This window comes from Mesorhizobium sp. LSJC285A00, assembly GCF_000503155.1.
GTDB lineage: Bacteria > Pseudomonadota > Alphaproteobacteria > Rhizobiales > Rhizobiaceae > Mesorhizobium.
Map to the genome: position 1 here is coordinate 200,335 of NZ_AYVK01000003.1, position 16,943 is coordinate 217,277.

15 protein-coding genes are annotated in these 16,943 nt (G+C 64.4%); 4 read left to right on the forward strand and 11 right to left on the reverse strand.

Annotated features, from left to right (window positions below; genetic code table 11):
* The first annotated feature begins 5 nt into the window (after nucleotides 1-5).
* Complete coding sequence (locus X726_RS163270) at nucleotides 6-1,673, forward strand: ABC transporter ATP-binding protein (protein ID WP_031214628.1); 1,668 nt, start codon at nucleotides 6-8, stop codon at nucleotides 1,671-1,673.
* A gap of 21 nt (nucleotides 1,674-1,694) precedes the next feature.
* Nucleotides 1,695-3,065, forward strand: a complete 1,371-nt coding sequence (locus X726_RS163265) for an alpha-glucosidase/alpha-galactosidase (protein ID WP_031214631.1) — start codon at nucleotides 1,695-1,697, stop codon at nucleotides 3,063-3,065.
* A gap of 29 nt (nucleotides 3,066-3,094) precedes the next feature.
* Here X726_RS163265 and X726_RS163260 read toward each other — a convergent pair whose 3' ends face one another.
* Both X726_RS163260 and X726_RS163255 read right to left on the reverse strand, forming a co-directional pair.
* Entirely contained in the window at nucleotides 3,095-4,741 is a 1,647-nt protein-coding gene (locus X726_RS163260) for an acetolactate synthase large subunit (protein ID WP_023668139.1), read from the reverse strand.
* A 46-nt stretch (nucleotides 4,742-4,787) separates the two neighbouring features.
* Complete coding sequence (locus X726_RS163255) at nucleotides 4,788-5,735, reverse strand: AraC family transcriptional regulator (protein ID WP_023668140.1); 948 nt, start codon at nucleotides 5,733-5,735, stop codon at nucleotides 4,788-4,790.
* 147 nt (nucleotides 5,736-5,882) lie between these two features.
* Here X726_RS163255 and X726_RS163250 point away from each other — a divergent pair, with 147 nt between their 5' ends.
* Nucleotides 5,883-6,539, forward strand: coding sequence for a glutathione S-transferase family protein (locus X726_RS163250; RefSeq protein WP_031214634.1), 657 nt, complete (start codon nucleotides 5,883-5,885; stop codon nucleotides 6,537-6,539).
* A gap of 125 nt (nucleotides 6,540-6,664) precedes the next feature.
* Nucleotides 6,665-7,225: an FMN reductase gene (gene msuE / locus X726_RS163245; protein WP_023668142.1), complete on the forward strand. Its 561-nt coding sequence runs from the start codon at nucleotides 6,665-6,667 to the stop codon at nucleotides 7,223-7,225.
* Nucleotides 7,226-7,385: 160 nt separating this feature from the next.
* Here the strand turns inward: msuE and X726_RS163240 are convergent, their stop codons facing one another.
* From X726_RS163240 to pcaQ, 9 genes are all read right to left on the reverse strand, one after another.
* Nucleotides 7,386-8,417, reverse strand: coding sequence for a hydroxyacid dehydrogenase (locus X726_RS163240; RefSeq protein WP_023668143.1), 1,032 nt, complete (start codon nucleotides 8,415-8,417; stop codon nucleotides 7,386-7,388).
* Nucleotides 8,418-8,673: 256 nt separating this feature from the next.
* The gene (locus X726_RS163235; RefSeq protein WP_023668144.1) at nucleotides 8,674-10,119 is read right to left on the reverse strand and encodes an aldehyde dehydrogenase; all 1,446 of its coding nucleotides are present in this window, start codon (nucleotides 10,117-10,119) and stop codon (nucleotides 8,674-8,676) included.
* 94 nt (nucleotides 10,120-10,213) lie between these two features.
* Nucleotides 10,214-10,999 carry a coniferyl-alcohol dehydrogenase gene (locus X726_RS163230; RefSeq protein WP_027050689.1) on the reverse strand — a complete coding sequence of 262 codons (786 nt, stop codon included), beginning with the start codon at nucleotides 10,997-10,999 and terminating at the stop codon, nucleotides 10,214-10,216.
* Between the two features lie 2 nt (nucleotides 11,000-11,001).
* Entirely contained in the window at nucleotides 11,002-12,066 is a 1,065-nt protein-coding gene (locus X726_RS163225; RefSeq protein ID WP_023668146.1) for a branched-chain amino acid ABC transporter permease, read from the reverse strand.
* Complete coding sequence (locus tag X726_RS163220; protein WP_023668147.1) at nucleotides 12,063-12,959, reverse strand: branched-chain amino acid ABC transporter permease; 897 nt, start codon at nucleotides 12,957-12,959, stop codon at nucleotides 12,063-12,065. Before X726_RS163220 ends, X726_RS163225 begins: the two co-directional genes overlap by 4 nt.
* Complete coding sequence (locus X726_RS163215; RefSeq protein WP_023668148.1) at nucleotides 12,956-13,684, reverse strand: ABC transporter ATP-binding protein; 729 nt, start codon at nucleotides 13,682-13,684, stop codon at nucleotides 12,956-12,958. The genes X726_RS163220 and X726_RS163215 overlap by 4 nt, the downstream gene beginning before the upstream one ends.
* Nucleotides 13,681-14,424 carry an ABC transporter ATP-binding protein gene (locus X726_RS163210; RefSeq protein WP_031214635.1) on the reverse strand — a complete coding sequence of 248 codons (744 nt, stop codon included), beginning with the start codon at nucleotides 14,422-14,424 and terminating at the stop codon, nucleotides 13,681-13,683. The genes X726_RS163215 and X726_RS163210 overlap by 4 nt, the downstream gene beginning before the upstream one ends.
* A 20-nt stretch (nucleotides 14,425-14,444) precedes the next feature.
* Entirely contained in the window at nucleotides 14,445-15,743 is a 1,299-nt protein-coding gene (locus X726_RS163205; RefSeq protein WP_023668150.1) for an ABC transporter substrate-binding protein, read from the reverse strand.
* Nucleotides 15,744-16,019: 276 nt separating this feature from the next.
* The gene (gene pcaQ / locus X726_RS163200) at nucleotides 16,020-16,937 is read right to left on the reverse strand and encodes a pca operon transcription factor PcaQ (protein WP_023668151.1); all 918 of its coding nucleotides are present in this window, start codon (nucleotides 16,935-16,937) and stop codon (nucleotides 16,020-16,022) included.
* Between the last annotated feature and the right edge of the window lie 6 nt (nucleotides 16,938-16,943).

The following is a 16,943-nucleotide window of genomic DNA, read 5'->3' on the forward strand; positions in this document are numbered from 1 at the left end:
CCGGGATGACCGTAGCGCTCGCAGCCACCTTCGCACCAGCCGTCCGGTTCGACCATGCCGGCCGCCACGACCAACCCATCATCGATGCCCGCAACATCGAGGTCGCCTTCAAGGTCGAGCACGGCGTCGTCGACGCGGTGAAGGATGTCTCGTTCCAGCTCTATCGCGGGGAGACGATCGCCATCGTCGGCGAGTCCGGTTCCGGCAAGTCGGTGACGGCGCGCGCTGTCATGGGGCTCTTGTCAAAGCGGGCCACCGTGTCGCCGAAATCCACCATCGACTATTGCGGGCAGGACATACTGAAATTCCCCGAGAGCGCCCGGCGCAAGTTGCGCGGCAATCGCATCTCGATGATCTTCCAGGAGCCGATGAGCTCGCTCAACCCGATCTATACGGTCGGCAGTCAGATCGTCGAGGCGATCAGGGTGCATCGAAAGGTCAGCCGCAAGCAAGCCTGGGCACGGGCGCTCGAGCTTTTGCGCCATGTCCAGATCCCCGAGCCGGAAGCGCGCATCAAACAGTATCCGCACCAGATGTCGGGCGGGCAGCGCCAGCGCGTGATGATCGCCATGGCGCTCGCCAACGACCCTGATGTGCTGATCGCCGACGAGCCAACGACGGCGCTCGACGTCACGGTGCAAGCACAGATCCTCAATTTGATCCGCAATCTGCAAAAAGAACTCAGGATGGCGGTCATCCTGATCACCCACGACCTCACCGTGGTGCGGAAATTCTCGGACTATGTCTATGTCATGCAGCATGGCGAGATGTGCGAGCACAACGTCACCGAGCGGCTGTTCGCCGACCCGCAGCATGCCTATACCAAGCGGCTGCTCGCTTCAGAGCCGCACGGCAAGCCGCAGCCGCTGCCGGAAAACAGCGGCACCATCCTCGAGGCCCGTGACATGCGCGTCTGCTTCATGCTGCGCCATGGCAGCTTCCTGAAGCCGGACTGGCGCGAACTGGTCGCCGTCGACGATCTCGGCCTGAAACTTTGCCGCCACGAGACACTTGGGCTGGTCGGCGAATCCGGCTCCGGCAAGACGACGTTCGGTCTCGCCTTGCTCAAGCTCACCGAGGCCAAGCGCGGCGAGGTCAGCTTCGACGGCCAGCCGATCCACGGCCTGTCGCGCGCCGGGATGCGGCCGTTGCGCTCGCGCATGCAGGTCGTCTTCCAGGATCCGTTCTCCTCGCTCAACCCGCGCATGACGATCGGCCAGATCATCGAGGAAGGGCTGGTCGTCAACAGGATCGGCGCGACACGGCGCGAGCGGGTCGATCGGGTTCGCGACGCCCTGGTCAGCGCCGGCATGCCCGGCGATATCCTGTCGCGGTTCCCGCACGAATTTTCCGGCGGCCAGCGGCAGCGCATCGCAATTGCCCGAGCCATCGCGCTGGAGCCCGAATTCATCCTGCTCGATGAACCGACATCGGCGCTCGACCTTTCGGTGCAGGCGCAGATCATCGACTTGTTGCGCAAGCTGCAGGACGAACGCGGCCTTAGCTATCTCTTCATTTCGCACGACCTCAAGGTGGTGCGCGCGCTCTGCCATCGCGTCATCGTTATGCAGAACGGCAAGATCGTCGAACAGGGACCCGTCGACGAGGTCCTCACCCATCCCAAGACCGCCTACACCGAACGGCTCGTCAGGGCCGCCTTCGACGTGGCGTAGCAAAGTGCCGGAGGTTTAATAGTGGCAAGACATCCCAGGATCACCTTCATTGGCGCGGGTTCGACCGTGTTCATGAAGAACATTGTCGGCGACGTGCTGCAGCGGCCATCGCTGTCAGGCGCGACGATCGCGCTGATGGACATCAATCCGCAGCGGCTGGAAGAGAGCGCCATCGTCGTCAACAAGCTGATCGCGACGCTGGGCGTGAAGGCGAAGGCCGAGACCTATTCCGACCAGCGCAGGGCGCTCGCCGGCGCCGACTTCGTCGTCGTCGCCTTCCAGATCGGCGGCTTTGAGCCCTGCACCGTCACCGATTTCGAGGTGCCGAAGAAATACGGCCTGCGCCAGACCATTGCCGACACGCTCGGCGTCGGCGGCATCATGCGCGGCCTCCGGACCGTGCCGCATCTGTGGAAGATCTGCGAGGACATGCTGGCCGTCTGCCCCGACGCGATCATGCTGCAATATGTCAACCCGATGGCGATCAACACCTGGGCGATCTCAGAGAAATACCCTGAGATCAAACAGGTAGGCCTCTGCCACTCGGTGCAGGGCACGGCGATGGAACTGGCGCACGATCTCGACATTCCCTACGACGAGATACGCTACCGCTCGGCCGGCATCAACCACATGGCCTTCTACCTGAAGTTCGAGCACCGGCAGCCGGATGGCTCTTACCGCAACCTCTATCCGGACCTGGTCCGCGCCTATCGCGAAGGCAGGGCGCCGAAGCCGGGCTGGAACCCGCGCTGCCCCAACAAGGTGCGCTACGAGATGCTGACGCGGCTCGGCTATTTCGTCACCGAAAGCTCCGAGCATTTCGCCGAATACACGCCCTATTTCATCAAGGAAGGCCGCCCCGACCTGATCGACAAGTTCGGCATTCCGCTCGACGAATATCCCAAGCGCTGCATCGAACAGATCGAGCGCTGGAAGGGCCAGGCCGAGGCCTATCGCTCGGCCGACCGCATCGAGGTCGAGCAATCGAAGGAATACGCGTCCTCGATCATGAACTCGGTGTGGACCGGGGAGCCTTCGGTGATCTACGGCAATGTCCGCAACAATGGCTGCATCACCTCGCTGCCGGACAATTGCGCCGCCGAGGTGCCGTGTCTGGTGGACGCCTCCGGCATCCAGCCGACCTATATTGGCGAGCTGCCGCCGCAACTCACCGCGTTGATACGCACCAACATCAATGTGCAGGAACTGACGGTGCAGGCGTTGATGACCGAAAACCGCGAGCACATCTACCACGCGGCGATGATGGACCCGCATACGGCGGCCGAACTCGATCTCGACCAGATCTGGGCGCTGGTCGATGAGTTGCTGGCGACACATGGCGACTGGCTGCCGACCTGGGCGCGTGGGAGCGCCAAGGTCCGGGCCGCCTGAGCGCTGCTGCGGCGGTATCTACTCCACCGTCAGGCCTCCGGTGGCGCCGGCAACCGGTGGCGCAGTTCCTCGACCAGCACGCGCTCGTTCTCCGAATAGTCGATCGGAACGACGACGAGATGGACGCCACCGCCGGCAAAAGCCTGTTCAAGCGTCGATTGTATTTCTGAGACGGCGCCGACCCTGGTTCCCTTGGCGCCATAGGCCTCGGCATAGCGGACGAAATCGGGATTGCCGAAGGTCATGCCGAAATCGGGGAACTGGTCGGCCGCCTGCTTCCAGCGGATCATGCCGAAAGCATTGTCCTCGATGATCAGCACGACCAAATTGAGCTTCAGCCTGACGGCGGTTTCCAGTTCCTGGCTGTTCATCATGAAGCCGCCATCGCCGCAGATCGCCATGACGCGGCGTGCGGGATAGAGCATCGCGGCCGTCATCGCCGACGGCAGGCCGGCGCCCATCGTGGCCAGGGCGTTGTCGAGCAGCAAAGTGTTGGCGACGCGCGTGCGGTAGTTGCGCGCAAACCAGATCTTGTACATGCCGTTGTCGAGCGCCAGGATGCCATCGGCCGGCATCACCGCGCGCACATCGTGCACCAAGCGCTGCGGCGTGAAACGGTCTTCGGTGGCGCGGGTGGCAATGCGGCTCAAAATCCCTTCGCGCAGCGGCAGTAGCGCCTGCGCGTTGGGGATCTTGCCCTCGATCCGGTCGGCAAGCAGCCTGAGCGAAGCGCCGATGTCGCCGACCACTTCGGTCTGCGGGAAATAGACCTGCTCGACATTGGCCGGCTGGTAACCGACATGGATCACCTTCGGTCCCTTGTCGCCCATAATGAAGGGCGGCTTCTCGATCGTGTCGTGGCCGATAGTGATGATGAGGTCGGCCTGTTCGATGGCCTCATGCACATAGTCGCGCTCGGAGAGCGCGGCGGTGCCCATGTAGAGTTCGGTGCCGCCGGGCACCGTGCCCTTGCCCATCTGCGTGGTGAAATAGGGAATGCCGGTCCTGATCACGAACTGGGCGAGGTCGGACGTCGAGCGCGGCCGCGATGCGGCGGCGCCCAGCATCGCCAGAGGACGCTGCGCCTTGATGATCATCTCGGCGGCGCGGTCGAGCGCAAGCGGGCTGGCCAGCGGAAGCTCGACCGGATGCGGCGGGATCAGCGCGACATCGTCGCACTCCTCGGCCGCGATGTCTTCGGGCAGTTCCAGATGCACCGGTCCCGGACGCTCCTCTTCGGCAATCCGAAACGCTTCGCGCACCACGGCGGGAATGGTCTTCGCCGAGATGATCTGGCGTGACAGCTTGGTCAGCGGCTTCATCGCGGCGACGATGTCGACGATCTGGAAGCGGGCCTGGCGCGACGACCGGATGCCCTTCTGCCCGGTGATCATGATCATCGGCATGGCGCCGAGCAGCGCATAGGCGGCACCCGTCGTCAGGTTCAGGGCGCCGGGTCCCAGCGTGGTGATGCACACACCTGGCTTGCCGGTGAGCCTGCCATGGGTGGCGGCCATGAACGCCGCCGCCTGCTCATGACGGGTGAGGATGAGCTGGATCGAGGATTTGCGGATAGATTCGACGACGTCCAGGTTTTCTTCGCCGGGAATGCCGAAGATGCGATCGACGCCCTCATTCTCGAGGGCGGCAACAAGCAGGTCAGAACCTTTGGGCACGAAGCATCTCCTGGGCAAAGCGGCGGCGAACCGCGTCGGGATATGATCAGACATAGTGCTGGCAAAGCCCTAGCGCGAGGCGCGGCCGCCGCCAATATCGCTCTGCCTTACAGATCCTTCGTTTCCTGAATTGGCCGGGCGAGACGCCGGCGTGGCGCCTGAAGGCGGTGGAGAAGGCGGCTTCCGAGCTGTAGCCGACCGCCTCGGCGACTTGGCCCAGGCTCTTGCCCTCGTGCAGCAGCCGGCTGGCCTGCCGCATGCGGCAGCCGAAGAGATAGGCCATGGGCGCTTCGCCGACGAGATCGCGAAAGCGGGCGGCAAAGGTTGCCCTGGAGAGCCCGACCGCGCGTGCCAGGGTCTCGATCGTCCAGTCGTGGCCATAGGCTTCATGCAGGGTCGCGAGCGCTCTGGCGATCGCGGGGTCCTGCAATCCCCTCAGCCAACCTGGATTGTCCATGCTTTCCAGACCGGAGCGCAAGGCGCGCGTGACGATGGCCCCAGACAGGCGAGCCATGACCACGTCGCTGCCGGGACCTTCGTCGGTCGCTTCCACCAGCAAGGCCTCGACATAGCCACGCAGCCATTTGGGCAGACGGCCATTCGATCCCCGGATGTGAACGATGCGCGGTAGGCCGGCAAGTGCCGGATGGTCGGCGTCGCGAAAGTCGAAGGCGCCGCACAGGATGACGGTCTTTTCGCCTTCGCCGCCGCTGCGAATACGCCCGGCTGCGGTTTGGGTCGCCAGTTCGGCGGCGGGGACGTTCGCGCTTTTGAGCGCGCCGGGCGACCGCAGCACATGCGGATCGGCGCGCGGTGCAATGATCAGGTCGCCGGCATCGAGAGGCTCGACATCTTCCTCACCGAACACCGCCTCGCATCGCCCCTTGATGACGACGTGAATGCCGCGAAGCCCAGCCTGGCTGAACGAGATCGCCCAGGGCGCGGCCAGTTCGAGGCGCCGGTACCCGGCGGCTGCGAAGTGCAATTCGCGCATGAGGGTAGCCAGGAGATCCACGCTTTGCTCCAGAAACAGACGATCGATAAATCAATCCAGACGCTGTCGAATAGCGCGCCGGCCTTACTGGACCTAGCTATGCCCGACAGGCCGCTTGTCGGCGATAACGAAACTCAGGAGTTATTCATGCCGCCAATCGAGCTTTTTGTCGCGCAGCTTTGTCCCTATGCGCACCGTGTCAGGCTCGCCCTTGCCGAGAAAGGCCTGCAGGCGACGGAAATCGAAATCGATCTGCGCAACAAGCCGGCGTGGTTCCTGAAACTCACGCCGACGGCAAAGGTGCCGCTGCTGCGCCATCAGGGGCAATATGTCAGGGAGTCGGCGATCATCTGCGAATATCTCGATGATGCATTCCCCGAACGGCCGATTTTCCCCAGGGATGCTCATGCCCGCGCTGAGGCGCGCATCTGGATCAGTTTCGCCGACACGCAGCTTTACGCCAGGACGGCAACCATGATGCACAGTTCCGACGCTATGGTTCATGAGCGGATCAAGGCCCAGCTTGCCGACGCCCTGCGCTTTGTGGAACAGCATGCCTTTGCGAGGCGAGGGGCGGACGAACGGTTTTTGCTGGGCTCGGAATTCAGCGCCGCCGACATCGCCTTCTATTCCTGGTTCGAACAGCTGTGCGTGCTTGAGAAATATCTGGGCTTCGTCATGCCGGCCGAATGCGAGCGCCTGCTGCGGTGGCAGGAAACGGTTGCCGCCAGGGAGGCGGTGCGGACCTGCGCTAGGTCAACCGGCTTCTATCTGGAATCCTATGGCCGGCTTCTCGCGGCCTGAGACGAGCGGGCAAACGGAAAAAAAATCCCCGGCAATGGCGCTGGAGGGCCTATCCTTGCTTCTTGCGGCAGGCGCAAGCCTGTAAATATGCGGTATGAAACCCCGCCGCGAGAGGTGAGAGAAATATGCCCAATCCAACCGTCGTCGGGTTTTCCGGCAATTTCACCAGGCCGTCCAAGACGCGTGGTTTTGTCGACCAGGTTGTCAGGGATATTGCGCGCCAGCATGGCCTGTCGGCGAGCACCTATGACATCGAAGACCTCGGCCCGTCGCTCGGCGCTGCCAAATGGGCGCGCGATCTCGACGGCCAGGCACGGGCAATCTTCGACAGCGTCGTCAATGCCGATGTGATGGTGGTGGGGTCGCCGACCTACAAGGGCAGCTACACCGGCCTGTTCAAGCACTTCTTCGATCTGTTCGATCCCGCCGCCTTGCGCGGCAAGCCGATGGTGCTGCTTGCCACCGGCGGCAACGATCGCCACGCGTTGATCGTCGAGCACCAGCTGCGGCCGTTGTTCGGCTTCTTCGAGGCGCTGACGCTGCCGACAGGGGTCTATGCCACGGACAAGGACTTTTCCGACGGCGTGCTGCGGGCCGAACCCATCCTGAAGCGCGTCGAGCAGGTTGTCGGCGAGGTCGGGCTGGTGCTGGCCAATCGCTCGGCAGCCGGCGTTGCTGCCGGATAGCACGCAGATTTTTACGTCATCCGCAAATCAATACCCCGCCGGCCAGGCCTGGCGGGGTATCGCCGTGCAAAGGTTCCCGCGCTTGCGGTCATCCTGAGCGACGATGACAACGCGGCTTGGCCAACTCCGAAATCCATTTCAGACGGATTTATCGCGATAACTAGTTCCTGTCCGCCGGCTTCGAACGCATCCTTGACACGGTCTCGCGCTCGGCGCGCTTGGAGCGCAGCGGCGGCAGGCCACGGTCGATCAGGTCCATGTCTTCCAGAACCATGTCGCCCATGCGCTTGAAGGCGATGTCAAGCGCACCGGCGCGGTGGGCGGAGCGCAGGAAGCCGGGGATCGCACGGACCGGATGGTCCTGCGCCAGCGGTTCTTCAGGGAAGACATCGCTGGCGGCGACGATGTGGCCGCTTTTCACCGCCGCCATCAGGGCAGGGAAGTCGACGACGCCGGCGCGGCTGAGCAGGATGAAGGCGGCGCCCTTGCGCATACTTGCAAAGGCCTCAGCGCCGAGGAAACCCTGGTTCTCCGAGGTCACCGAAGCGACGACGAAGACGAAATCGCTTGATGTCAGCACCTCGGCCAGCGAGGCCGGCTCGACGCCATTGTCGATCAGGATCGACGGCGGCAGCCAAGGGTCGAAGACCTTGGTGCGGGTGCGAAAACCCGACAGCAGCCGGTTCAGCGCACGGCCGAGATCGCCGAAGCCGATGATGCCGACATCGGCGCCGGACAGAAGCCGCGCCGTCAAATTGCCGTCACCGCCCCACAGCTCCTCGCCTTTGCGGAAGGCGAGGTCAGCATCGACGATGTTGCGGGCGAGGTTGAGCGCCATGGCGAGGCCAAGCTCGGCCACCGGCTCGGCGAAGACGAGGCCGGTGGTGACGACATGGATGCCGCGCGCAAACAGCGTCTCATAGGGCATGTTGTTGATGAGGTTGGTCTCGACATTGAAGACGCAACGCAGCGCCTGCATCCGGTCCAAGGTCTCGGGCGAGATCGGCGGCTGGCCGATAATATAGCGGGCTTCGGCAAGCACGTCGGCGGGCAAGTTCGCCACGCCCTCGGCCGTCGTCTCGACGACGCGGTAATGCGCTTTGAGGCGCGCCAGCTGCGGTGAGGTGAAGATCAGGTCGAGCGTGCGTGGTTCCGGCGCGCTGATGACCAGCGGCAGGGCCTTGTTTGGCATAACGATTCCTCCCCGGCGCGATCCGTATCGCGTATTTTGCTTTGCACTTGTGGTAGTCCCCAAAACCGCTTGCCGCCGTCCGGCGGCATGTGCTTGAGGGGTAAAATACCCACGATCAAACGATTTACAACTCCGGGAGGGGCCGCCGATCGCGCGACTCGAGCCTTGCCGGGTTTTGATGCGGGAATCCGTTGGCTCGCCAGGCAACGGCCCTGAGGGCTCCTTCCCTTCTCCCCCCCTGTGGGAGAAGGTGCAGTCAAAACGGATAGTGCTGCCCCGGATCCTCGATGGTCAGCCAGCGCAGGTCGGTGAACTCGGCGATCGAGGCCTTGCCGCCGAAGCGGCCGTAGCCTGAACCCTTGACGCCGCCGAACGGCATTTGCGCCTCGTCGCCGACGGTCGGGCCGTTGATGTGGCAGATACCGGCTTCGATGCGCGCGGCAACCGCCATGGCACGGCGGATATCGCGGCTGAACACGGCTGAAGACAGGCCGTATTCGGTATCGTTGGCGACACATACCGCTTCGTCCTCGCCCTTAACGCGGATCACCGGCTTGACCGGGCCGAAGGATTCTTCCGAATAGACGCGCATCGCTGGCGTCACGTGGTCGAGCAATGTCGCCTCGACCACGGTTCCGGTGCGCTTGCCGCCGGCCACGAGCCTGGCGCCCTTGGCGACGGCGTCGGCAACCAGTTCTTCCATCTTGTCGGCGGCTCGGTCGCTGATCAGCGAACCGAGCACGACATGGCCGCGCGGGTCACCGGCAGGCAGCTGCGCCGCGCGGGCGGCGAGCTTGGCGACGAACTCGTCGGCGACCTTTTCATCGACGACCAGGCGCTCGGTCGACATGCAGATCTGGCCCTGATGCATGTAGGCGCCGAAGGTCGCCGCATTGACCGCCGCATCGATGTCGGCATCGTCGAGCACGACCAGCGGCGCCTTGCCGCCGAGTTCGAGCAGCGCCGGCTTCAAGTGACGGCCGGCGAGTTCGGCAATGATCCTGCCGACCTTGGTCGAGCCGGTGAAGTTGACACGCCTGACTGCAGGGTGCGCGACCAGTGTTTCGACGATTGCCGCTGCGTCCTTGGGGTCATTGGTGACGACATTGATGACGCCCTTGGGCAGGCCGGCCTCGACCAGCACCTGGCCGATCAGCCGGTGTGTGCCTGGGCACATTTCCGAAGCTTTCAGCACAACCGTGTTGCCGCAGGCGATCGGCATGGCGATGGCACGGGTTCCGAGGATGACCGGTGCATTCCACGGCGCGATGCCGAGGCAGACGCCGGCCGGCTGGCGGATCGCCATGGCCAGCGTGCCGGGCTTGTCGGAGGGAATGACCTCGCCCGAAATCTGCGTCGTCATGGCGGCTGCCTCGCGCAGCATTTTGGCGGCGAGCATGACGTTGAAGCCGGCCCAGGGGCCGGTCGCGCCGGTTTCTTCCATCATCAATTTGGTGAATTCGCCGACCTTGGAGTCCATGACATCGGCCGCCTTGGACAGCAAAGCGCGGCGCTCGCCCGGGCCGGTCTTCGACCACGTCTTGAAAGCGGCAGCAGCGGCTTCGACCGCGGCATTGGCGTCGGCGATGCTGGCTGCGGCAGCGCGGGTCGCCAGCTTGCCGGTGAACGGGTCCATGCGCTCGTAAGAGGCTGAGCCGGAGGCATCCCTTTTGTCGCCGTCGATCAGAAGTCCGATGTCCATTGTTCTCTCCCTCGCTCGCCGTGGAGCGTCTTTTCTATCTATTATCGACCACGATCTGATCCGAACACCGGCTCCCACTTTTCGGGATCATGGTCTAGAAGCCGAGTACCTCGGCATTGATCGATGCTTCAAGCCCACCGTCAACCGGCACATTGACGCCGTTGACCCAGCGTGCGCCGTCCGAGCACAGGAACAGCACGACAGGCGCGATGTCGCCCGAGGTTCCGGCGCGCCCGACCCTGGCGATGTCGCTGTCCACGCGGGCGTCACCCAGCACATTGCGGAACTGTTTGAGGATCGGCGTCTCGACCGGGCCGGGGCTCACTGCATTGACGCGGATGCCGCGGCTCCTGAACAGGTCCTGATGTGCGGCGCGCTGCGTCCACAACAGCAGCAGCTCCTTGGAAACGGGATAGCCTTCCTCGTTCTTCACCTGATGGTCGGCGATCATCTTCGCCACATCGGGAAAGCCTTCGATGCCGACCATCGATGCCGCGCGGTTGAGATTGGCGCGCCAGCCATAGCCGGCGATCGAGGCGACGTTGACTACGGTGCCGCCTTCACGAAGTCTTGGTGCGAGGCCTTCCGAGAGCGCGCGCAGGCCGTAGAAGTTGACGGCCAGTGTCGACACCGCACCGGTGTTGCCGGGGAGGCCGGCGACATTGCAGAGCGCATCGATGCGCTGCGGCAGGCGCCCGAGGAGATCGTCGACGCCGGCCTTGGATGAGATGTCAGCCTTGACGAAACTGCCGGCCGATGCTGCCGGTTCACGCATATCGACGCCGATCACGTCAGCGCCCAGTTGGCCGGCAAGTTCGGCCGTGCGAGCGCCGATACCAGAGGCGACACCGGTGATGAGGATGGTCTTGCCGAACAGCATGGTCACGCCTTTTCACTATACGTTGCGGCCTGTTGCGGCGAAGGCGTCGCGTCACTATCGCCGGCGTTTGCCGGCAGCCTGACCCGGTAGCCGACCGGTAGCAGGCGCAGGCCAAAGCGCTCCTCCAGCGTTCCCCACACGCCGCGCGGCAGGAACAGCGAGAACAGCACCGCCGTGGCGCCGAGGCCGATCAGATACCAGACGCCGGTGCCGCCGAACCAGGTCTCGATGAGGAAGAACAGCAGCGCACCCAGAATGGCGCCCTCGAAGGTGCCGATGCCGCCGACCAGCACCATGAAGATCATGTAGGCGGTCCACTGGACGTTGAAGTAGGTTTTCGGCTGGAAGGTGATCGACGTGGCCAACCACAGCGCGCCGGCCATGCCGATGCCGAAGGCGGCGAGCACGAAGAGCAGCCGCTTGGTTCCGGTGACGCGCACGCCGACCGATGCCGCGGCCTCCTCATTGTCCCTGATGGCGCGGATGGCCGCACCCGTGCTGCCGCGCAGCAGGCTAAACAGGGTGGCGAGCAGCGCCGTCATCGCGGCCAGCGCCAGCCAGTAGATCGTCGCCCGCCTGGAACCGGCGTCATAGACGTTGAGCGAGATCAGCGACGTCCCGGTCTCGCCTTGCACCAGCCGGTCGAGATTGACCAGCAGATGGGTGAGCGCGGCGATCACCCACATGCCGATGGCGAACTCGCCATTCCTGAGCTTCAGCATGAACAGCGACATCGGCCAGGAGATCGCGCCGACGATGATCGCCGAGACGAACAGCGAGGCGAACGGGTTGAGGCCGGCATCGGCCAGGCGGATGGTGAAATAGGCGCCGAGGCCGAAGAACACTTGCTGTCCCACCGAAACCAGCCCGCCGAAGCCGGCCAGCGCGTTCCACATCGCTGCCAGGATCACATAGATGAACAAGGCGGTCACGCGGTCGACGGCGCCGGCCGACAGGAAGTGCGGCGCGATGCCAAGCAGCGCGATGATGACGACGACCGCAATCGCCGAGATGCGCGAGGCGGAGGTGCCGCGCTCGATGACGGGGTCGTTTAAAACCGCGCTCATGATGCTTTCCTCGCGGGCAGGCGCAGCAGGCCGCGCAGGCCGAGGCCGGAGGTGGAGAGCCGGATGAACAGCACGATCAGGAAGGCGACATGGCCGCCGATCAGGAAGCCTTGCGGATGCACCTGCGCGCCGAGCGTCTGGGCGAGCGCCAGCACGATGCCGCCGACCAGCGTGCCCCATAGCGAACCGGCGCCGCCGATCACCGCCGCCTCGAAAGCGAACAGCAATTGAGGTGCGCCGGTATAGGGATCGAAGGTGGCGCGCATGGCGAGGAAGGCGCCGGCCAGCCCAACGGTGACCATGGCGATGGAGGCGGCGAGGGCATTGGCGCGGCGCGCATCGACGCCGACGAGACCGGCCGTGTCGGGATCTTCCGACGTGGCGCGGATCGAGCGGCCAAGCCTGGTGCGGGTGAGGAACAGCTGCAGTCCGCCAAGCAATATGACGGCGGCGGCGAACATGATCACGGCAAGCTTGCCGACATAGATGCTGCCCGGCCATTCCCAGGAATCGTAGGAGAGGCTGCCGATATAGGGCGCCAGCGAACGTGTGTCGGCGCCGAACTGCTCGAACAGCGCATTGTCGATGACGATGGCGAGGCCGAACGTGGTCAGGATCGGCAGGAGCGCGCCGCCGCGGGCGCTGCGCTCGAGCAGGAAGCGCTGCAGCGCCCAGCCGATGGCCGCCATCAGCGGCAGCACGATGAGCAGGCCGACGAAGGGCGAGATATGGAATTGCGAGGCGAGCCACCACAGCGCGTAGGCGGAAAACACGGCCAGGCTGCCATGCGCGAGGTTGATTATGCGCATCACCGAAAACATGAAGGAGAGGCCGCAGGCGATCAGCGCGTAGTAGCCGCCGAGCAGGATGCCCTGGACGATCTGGTTGCTCATGCCGGCACACTCCCGGCGCTTTTCCTGTGCAGGCCGAAATAGGCTTTCGTCACTTCATCGCGGGACATGCCCTTGCTCGGGCCTTCCAGCGCGACGCGTCCTTCGAGCATGCAGATGACCTTGTCCGAGACCGAGAGCGCGCGATTGAGGTCCTGTTCGACCAGGATGATCGTCGTGCCGGAGCTGATCAGCCCTTGCAGCGAAGCGTATACGCGATCGACCACCAGCGGCGACAGGCCGAGCGAGACCTCGTCGAGCAGCAGCAGCTCCGGATTGCTCATCAACGCGCGGCCGATGGCGGTGGCCTGCTGCTCGCCACCGGAGAGATGCCCGGTCTTGGCGTGGCGGCGCGGCTTCAGATTGGGGAACGTGTCGAGCACTCGTTCCACGCTCCAGTCGCCGGGACGGCCGGCGGCCTTGCCAAGCAGGAGGTTCTCCTCGACCGTCATCTGCACGAACAGTTTTCGCCCTTCCGGCACCAGCGCGACGCCCATGCCGACGCGCTTGTGCGAGGGAACGCCGGTGATATCGGCGCCATTCAGCAGCACGCGGCCGGCCGTCGGCTCATGGGCGCCGGCGATCGCCCGCAGCAGCGTCGTCTTGCCGGCGCCGTTGGCGCCGACCAGCGCCAGCGTTTCGCCGCGCTCGATCGTAAAGCTCACACCGCGCACCGCCTGCAACAGGCCATGGCGGACGACCAGATTCTCGATTGCGAGCAGGCTCATTTCGGGCCTCCGCCGAGATAGGCGCGCACGACTTCCGGGTCGGCCATCACCGCTTGCGGCTCGCCATCGGCGATGATCTTGCCGGCGTCCATACAGATCAGCCGCTCTGCCACCTGCAGCAGGATGTGGACGATGTGCTCGATCCAGACGATGCCGATCTTGCGGCGGCGCAATTCCTTGATGGTATCGACAAGTTCGCTCGCCTCGCCATCGGTCAGTCCGCCGCCGATCTCGTCGAGCAGAAGCAGCGTAGGCCTTGCCGCGAGCGCGCGGGCAAGTTCCAGCCGCTTGCGGTCGAGCAGGCCGAGCGTTTCGGCGCGCCGGTTGGCCACGCCCATCATGCCGCACAGTTTCAGCGCCTCCAGCGCCTCTTCATAGGCCTCGTCGCGGGCGAGACCGGCGCCATGCGACGCGGCAACAAAAACGTTCTCGAACGTGGTCATGCCGCTGAACGGCTTGGGCACCTGGTGCGTGCGCACCAGGCCGAGACGACAGCGCGCTGTAGCCGGCATCGCGGTCACATCGCCACCCTTGAAGGCGACCGTGCCGGCGCTCGGCGGGAAGGCGCCTGACAAGATGCTGAGCAGCGTCGTCTTGCCGGCGCCGTTGGGGCCGACGATGCCGACGGCCTCATCGGCATTCATGGCGAAGTCGACATCGTCGAGCACCACCAGCGCGCCGAAGCGTTTCTGGATGCCGGCAGCGCGGAGGATCGCGGCGTTTGCTGAACCGTTCACGATGCGATCCCCGTAACCGACCGTCAGCTGTTATACGGCTGGAGCTTGGCCTCGACCGGAACCTTCGGGTCGGTGGCGTTCTCGGTCACGACGTAGTCGAGCGGGAATTTGCCGCCTTCCTTGGCCGCCACCCATTGGGTGCCGATGATCGGGCCGGGAGAGACATTGGCGACCGGGCCGCTGGTGAAGTCGACCTTGCCGATCATGGTCTCGGTGTTGAGCGTGCTCAGCGCCTTGGCGACGGCCGCCTTGTCCTTGGCGTCGGTGCTTGCCTTCAGCGCCTCGAAGCCGGCGTCGAGCAGCGACATCGAGGCGCCGAGCTGCTGCGTCCACTGCTTGCCGCTTGCGGCCTCATAGCCGTCGGCCAGTTCGGTTCCCGACACGCCGGTCAACGGCGACTTGTAGGGGAAGGCCTTGTGCCAGTAAGCGGCGCTCGAAATCTTGTTGCCGAGATCGCCGAGCGCCTCGATGTCGGATGGGAACAGTCCGGTCTTGGCGACCTGGCAGATCTTGATCTGCTTGATCAGGCCTTGCTGCGCGGCCTGGCGCCAGAAGGCGGCGAAGTCCGGCGGGATCGGGAAGGAGTTGAAGATCTCGACGCCTTCCTGTTTGAACAGTGCGATCTGCGAGGAATAGTCGGTGGTGCCGGTCTCGTAGGCGCCGGGATCGACGATGGTGAAACCCTGCTTTGCCAGCAACGGCGCCAGATGGGTGCGGATGGCATTGCCGTCGGCGTCGTTGGGATACATGACGCCGACCTTCTTGTTGGTCTCGATCAGGTTCCATTGCGAGATGTAGGTCCGGAAGAACTCGTCCACGCCGAAGCCGAAATGATAGGTCCATTTGAACGGCGAGGGTTCGCCGGGCTTGGCGCCGCGGCCGAAATACCAGGCCTCCCACGGCATGACGGTGGAGAGGCAAGGCACGCCGGCGGCTTCGCAGGCGTCGGCGACCGGGTTGATCACCTCCGGCGTCGACACCGCCAGCATCAGGTCGACGGCCTGGTTGTTGATGAGGTCCTTGGCGAGCTGGCCGGCGCGGGACGGGTCGGATTGCGTGTCCTGGTCGATGATCTCGACACTGTATTTCTTGCCGCCGATGTCGATGCCGTTGGCGAGCGCCTTGCGGGCGAGGTCGAGCACATAGCCGTCGGTCTGGCCGAAGCCGGCGAGCGGCCCGGTGCGCGGGCTGACAAAGCCGACCTTCAGCGTGTCGGCGGCCTGCGCGAAGGCCTGGCCGCGGCTGAGCGCAAGTGCCGCGCCGCCGGCGAGCGATGTAGCGATGAACTGGCGCCGCGAGACGCCGGATTTGCTTGAGGTCATGCTGATATTCCTCCCTTTCCTGACGGCACCTGAAGGCGACCGCCGGCCTGCTCAAAATCGATGCCGCCCGTTCTTCAGATCGGAGATCGCCCCGGCTGGCTTTGAGGCGGCAGCGGAACGCCGCCAATGCCGATAACGGCACGATTTCGATCCTCCCATCGTCACAGTGCCCTAGGTGTTTGGTTTGGTAAAATGATATTTTGCGGTGTTTCGTTAACCAACAGGTTACGGAAATACGGCTGAAGGCCCGCTCTGCGCCAGATTGGCGAACGGTGATCAGGCGTTCTGGCTGGCCGCCTCGCGAATGGTCTGCAGCAGGATGGTGAAGGCCGGCGAAGGCGCAGTGTCGGTGCGCATCGTCAGGCCGACCGGCCCTTTGGTTTCCTCGGTGTTGACGGGCAAAGCGACGAAGGCGCCGCTGGAGATTTCGTTGGCGACGACGCCTGTCGAGATGATCCAGACCGCATTGCTTTGGCGCAAGAAGGCACGGCCGAAGGAATCCGAGACCGTCTCGATCTCGGTCGCCGGCGCCGTCATGCCGTTGGTGATGAACAGGCGGTCGACGAACGGGCGGATGACCGATTCCCGCGTCGGCATCAGCACCGGGAATTCATCGAGCCGGGCGAAGATGTCCTGGCCCGGCTGCAGCAGCGGATGGCCGGCCCTCACCACGAACAGCACCGGTTCGGAATAGAGATGCTCGAAGAAGAAGCCGGTCATGTTTTCCGGCGCCGCAAGCCGGCCGACGACGAGATCGAGCGCACCGACGCGCAACTGTTCGAGCAGGACCGCGTTCTCGCCGGTGACGATCTTGATCGCAGCACCGGTATTTTCACTCAGGAACAGGCTTATGGCGCGTGGCATCACCTTGGCCGACACTGTCGGGAGCGCCCCGATGCGGATCGGATGCCGGTTGATGGCGCCGTCCTGGCGGACGGAATCGACGCCGCGCTTCAGTGCCGTGATCGCCGTGCCGGCATGGCCGAGAAAGATTTCGCCAAGCCGCGTCACCCTGATGCCGCGGCCGTCGCGTTCGACGACAGCGATGCCAAGCGCCTCCTCCAGTTCGCGCAGCGTCTTGGTCACGGCCGGTGGGCTGACATGGAGAAAGTCGGCCGCCCTCGCCACGCTGCCTTGCCGCGCTACCTCAAGGAATGCCTGCAGGTGACGGAACCTTATGCGGCTTTCGGACATGTTCTC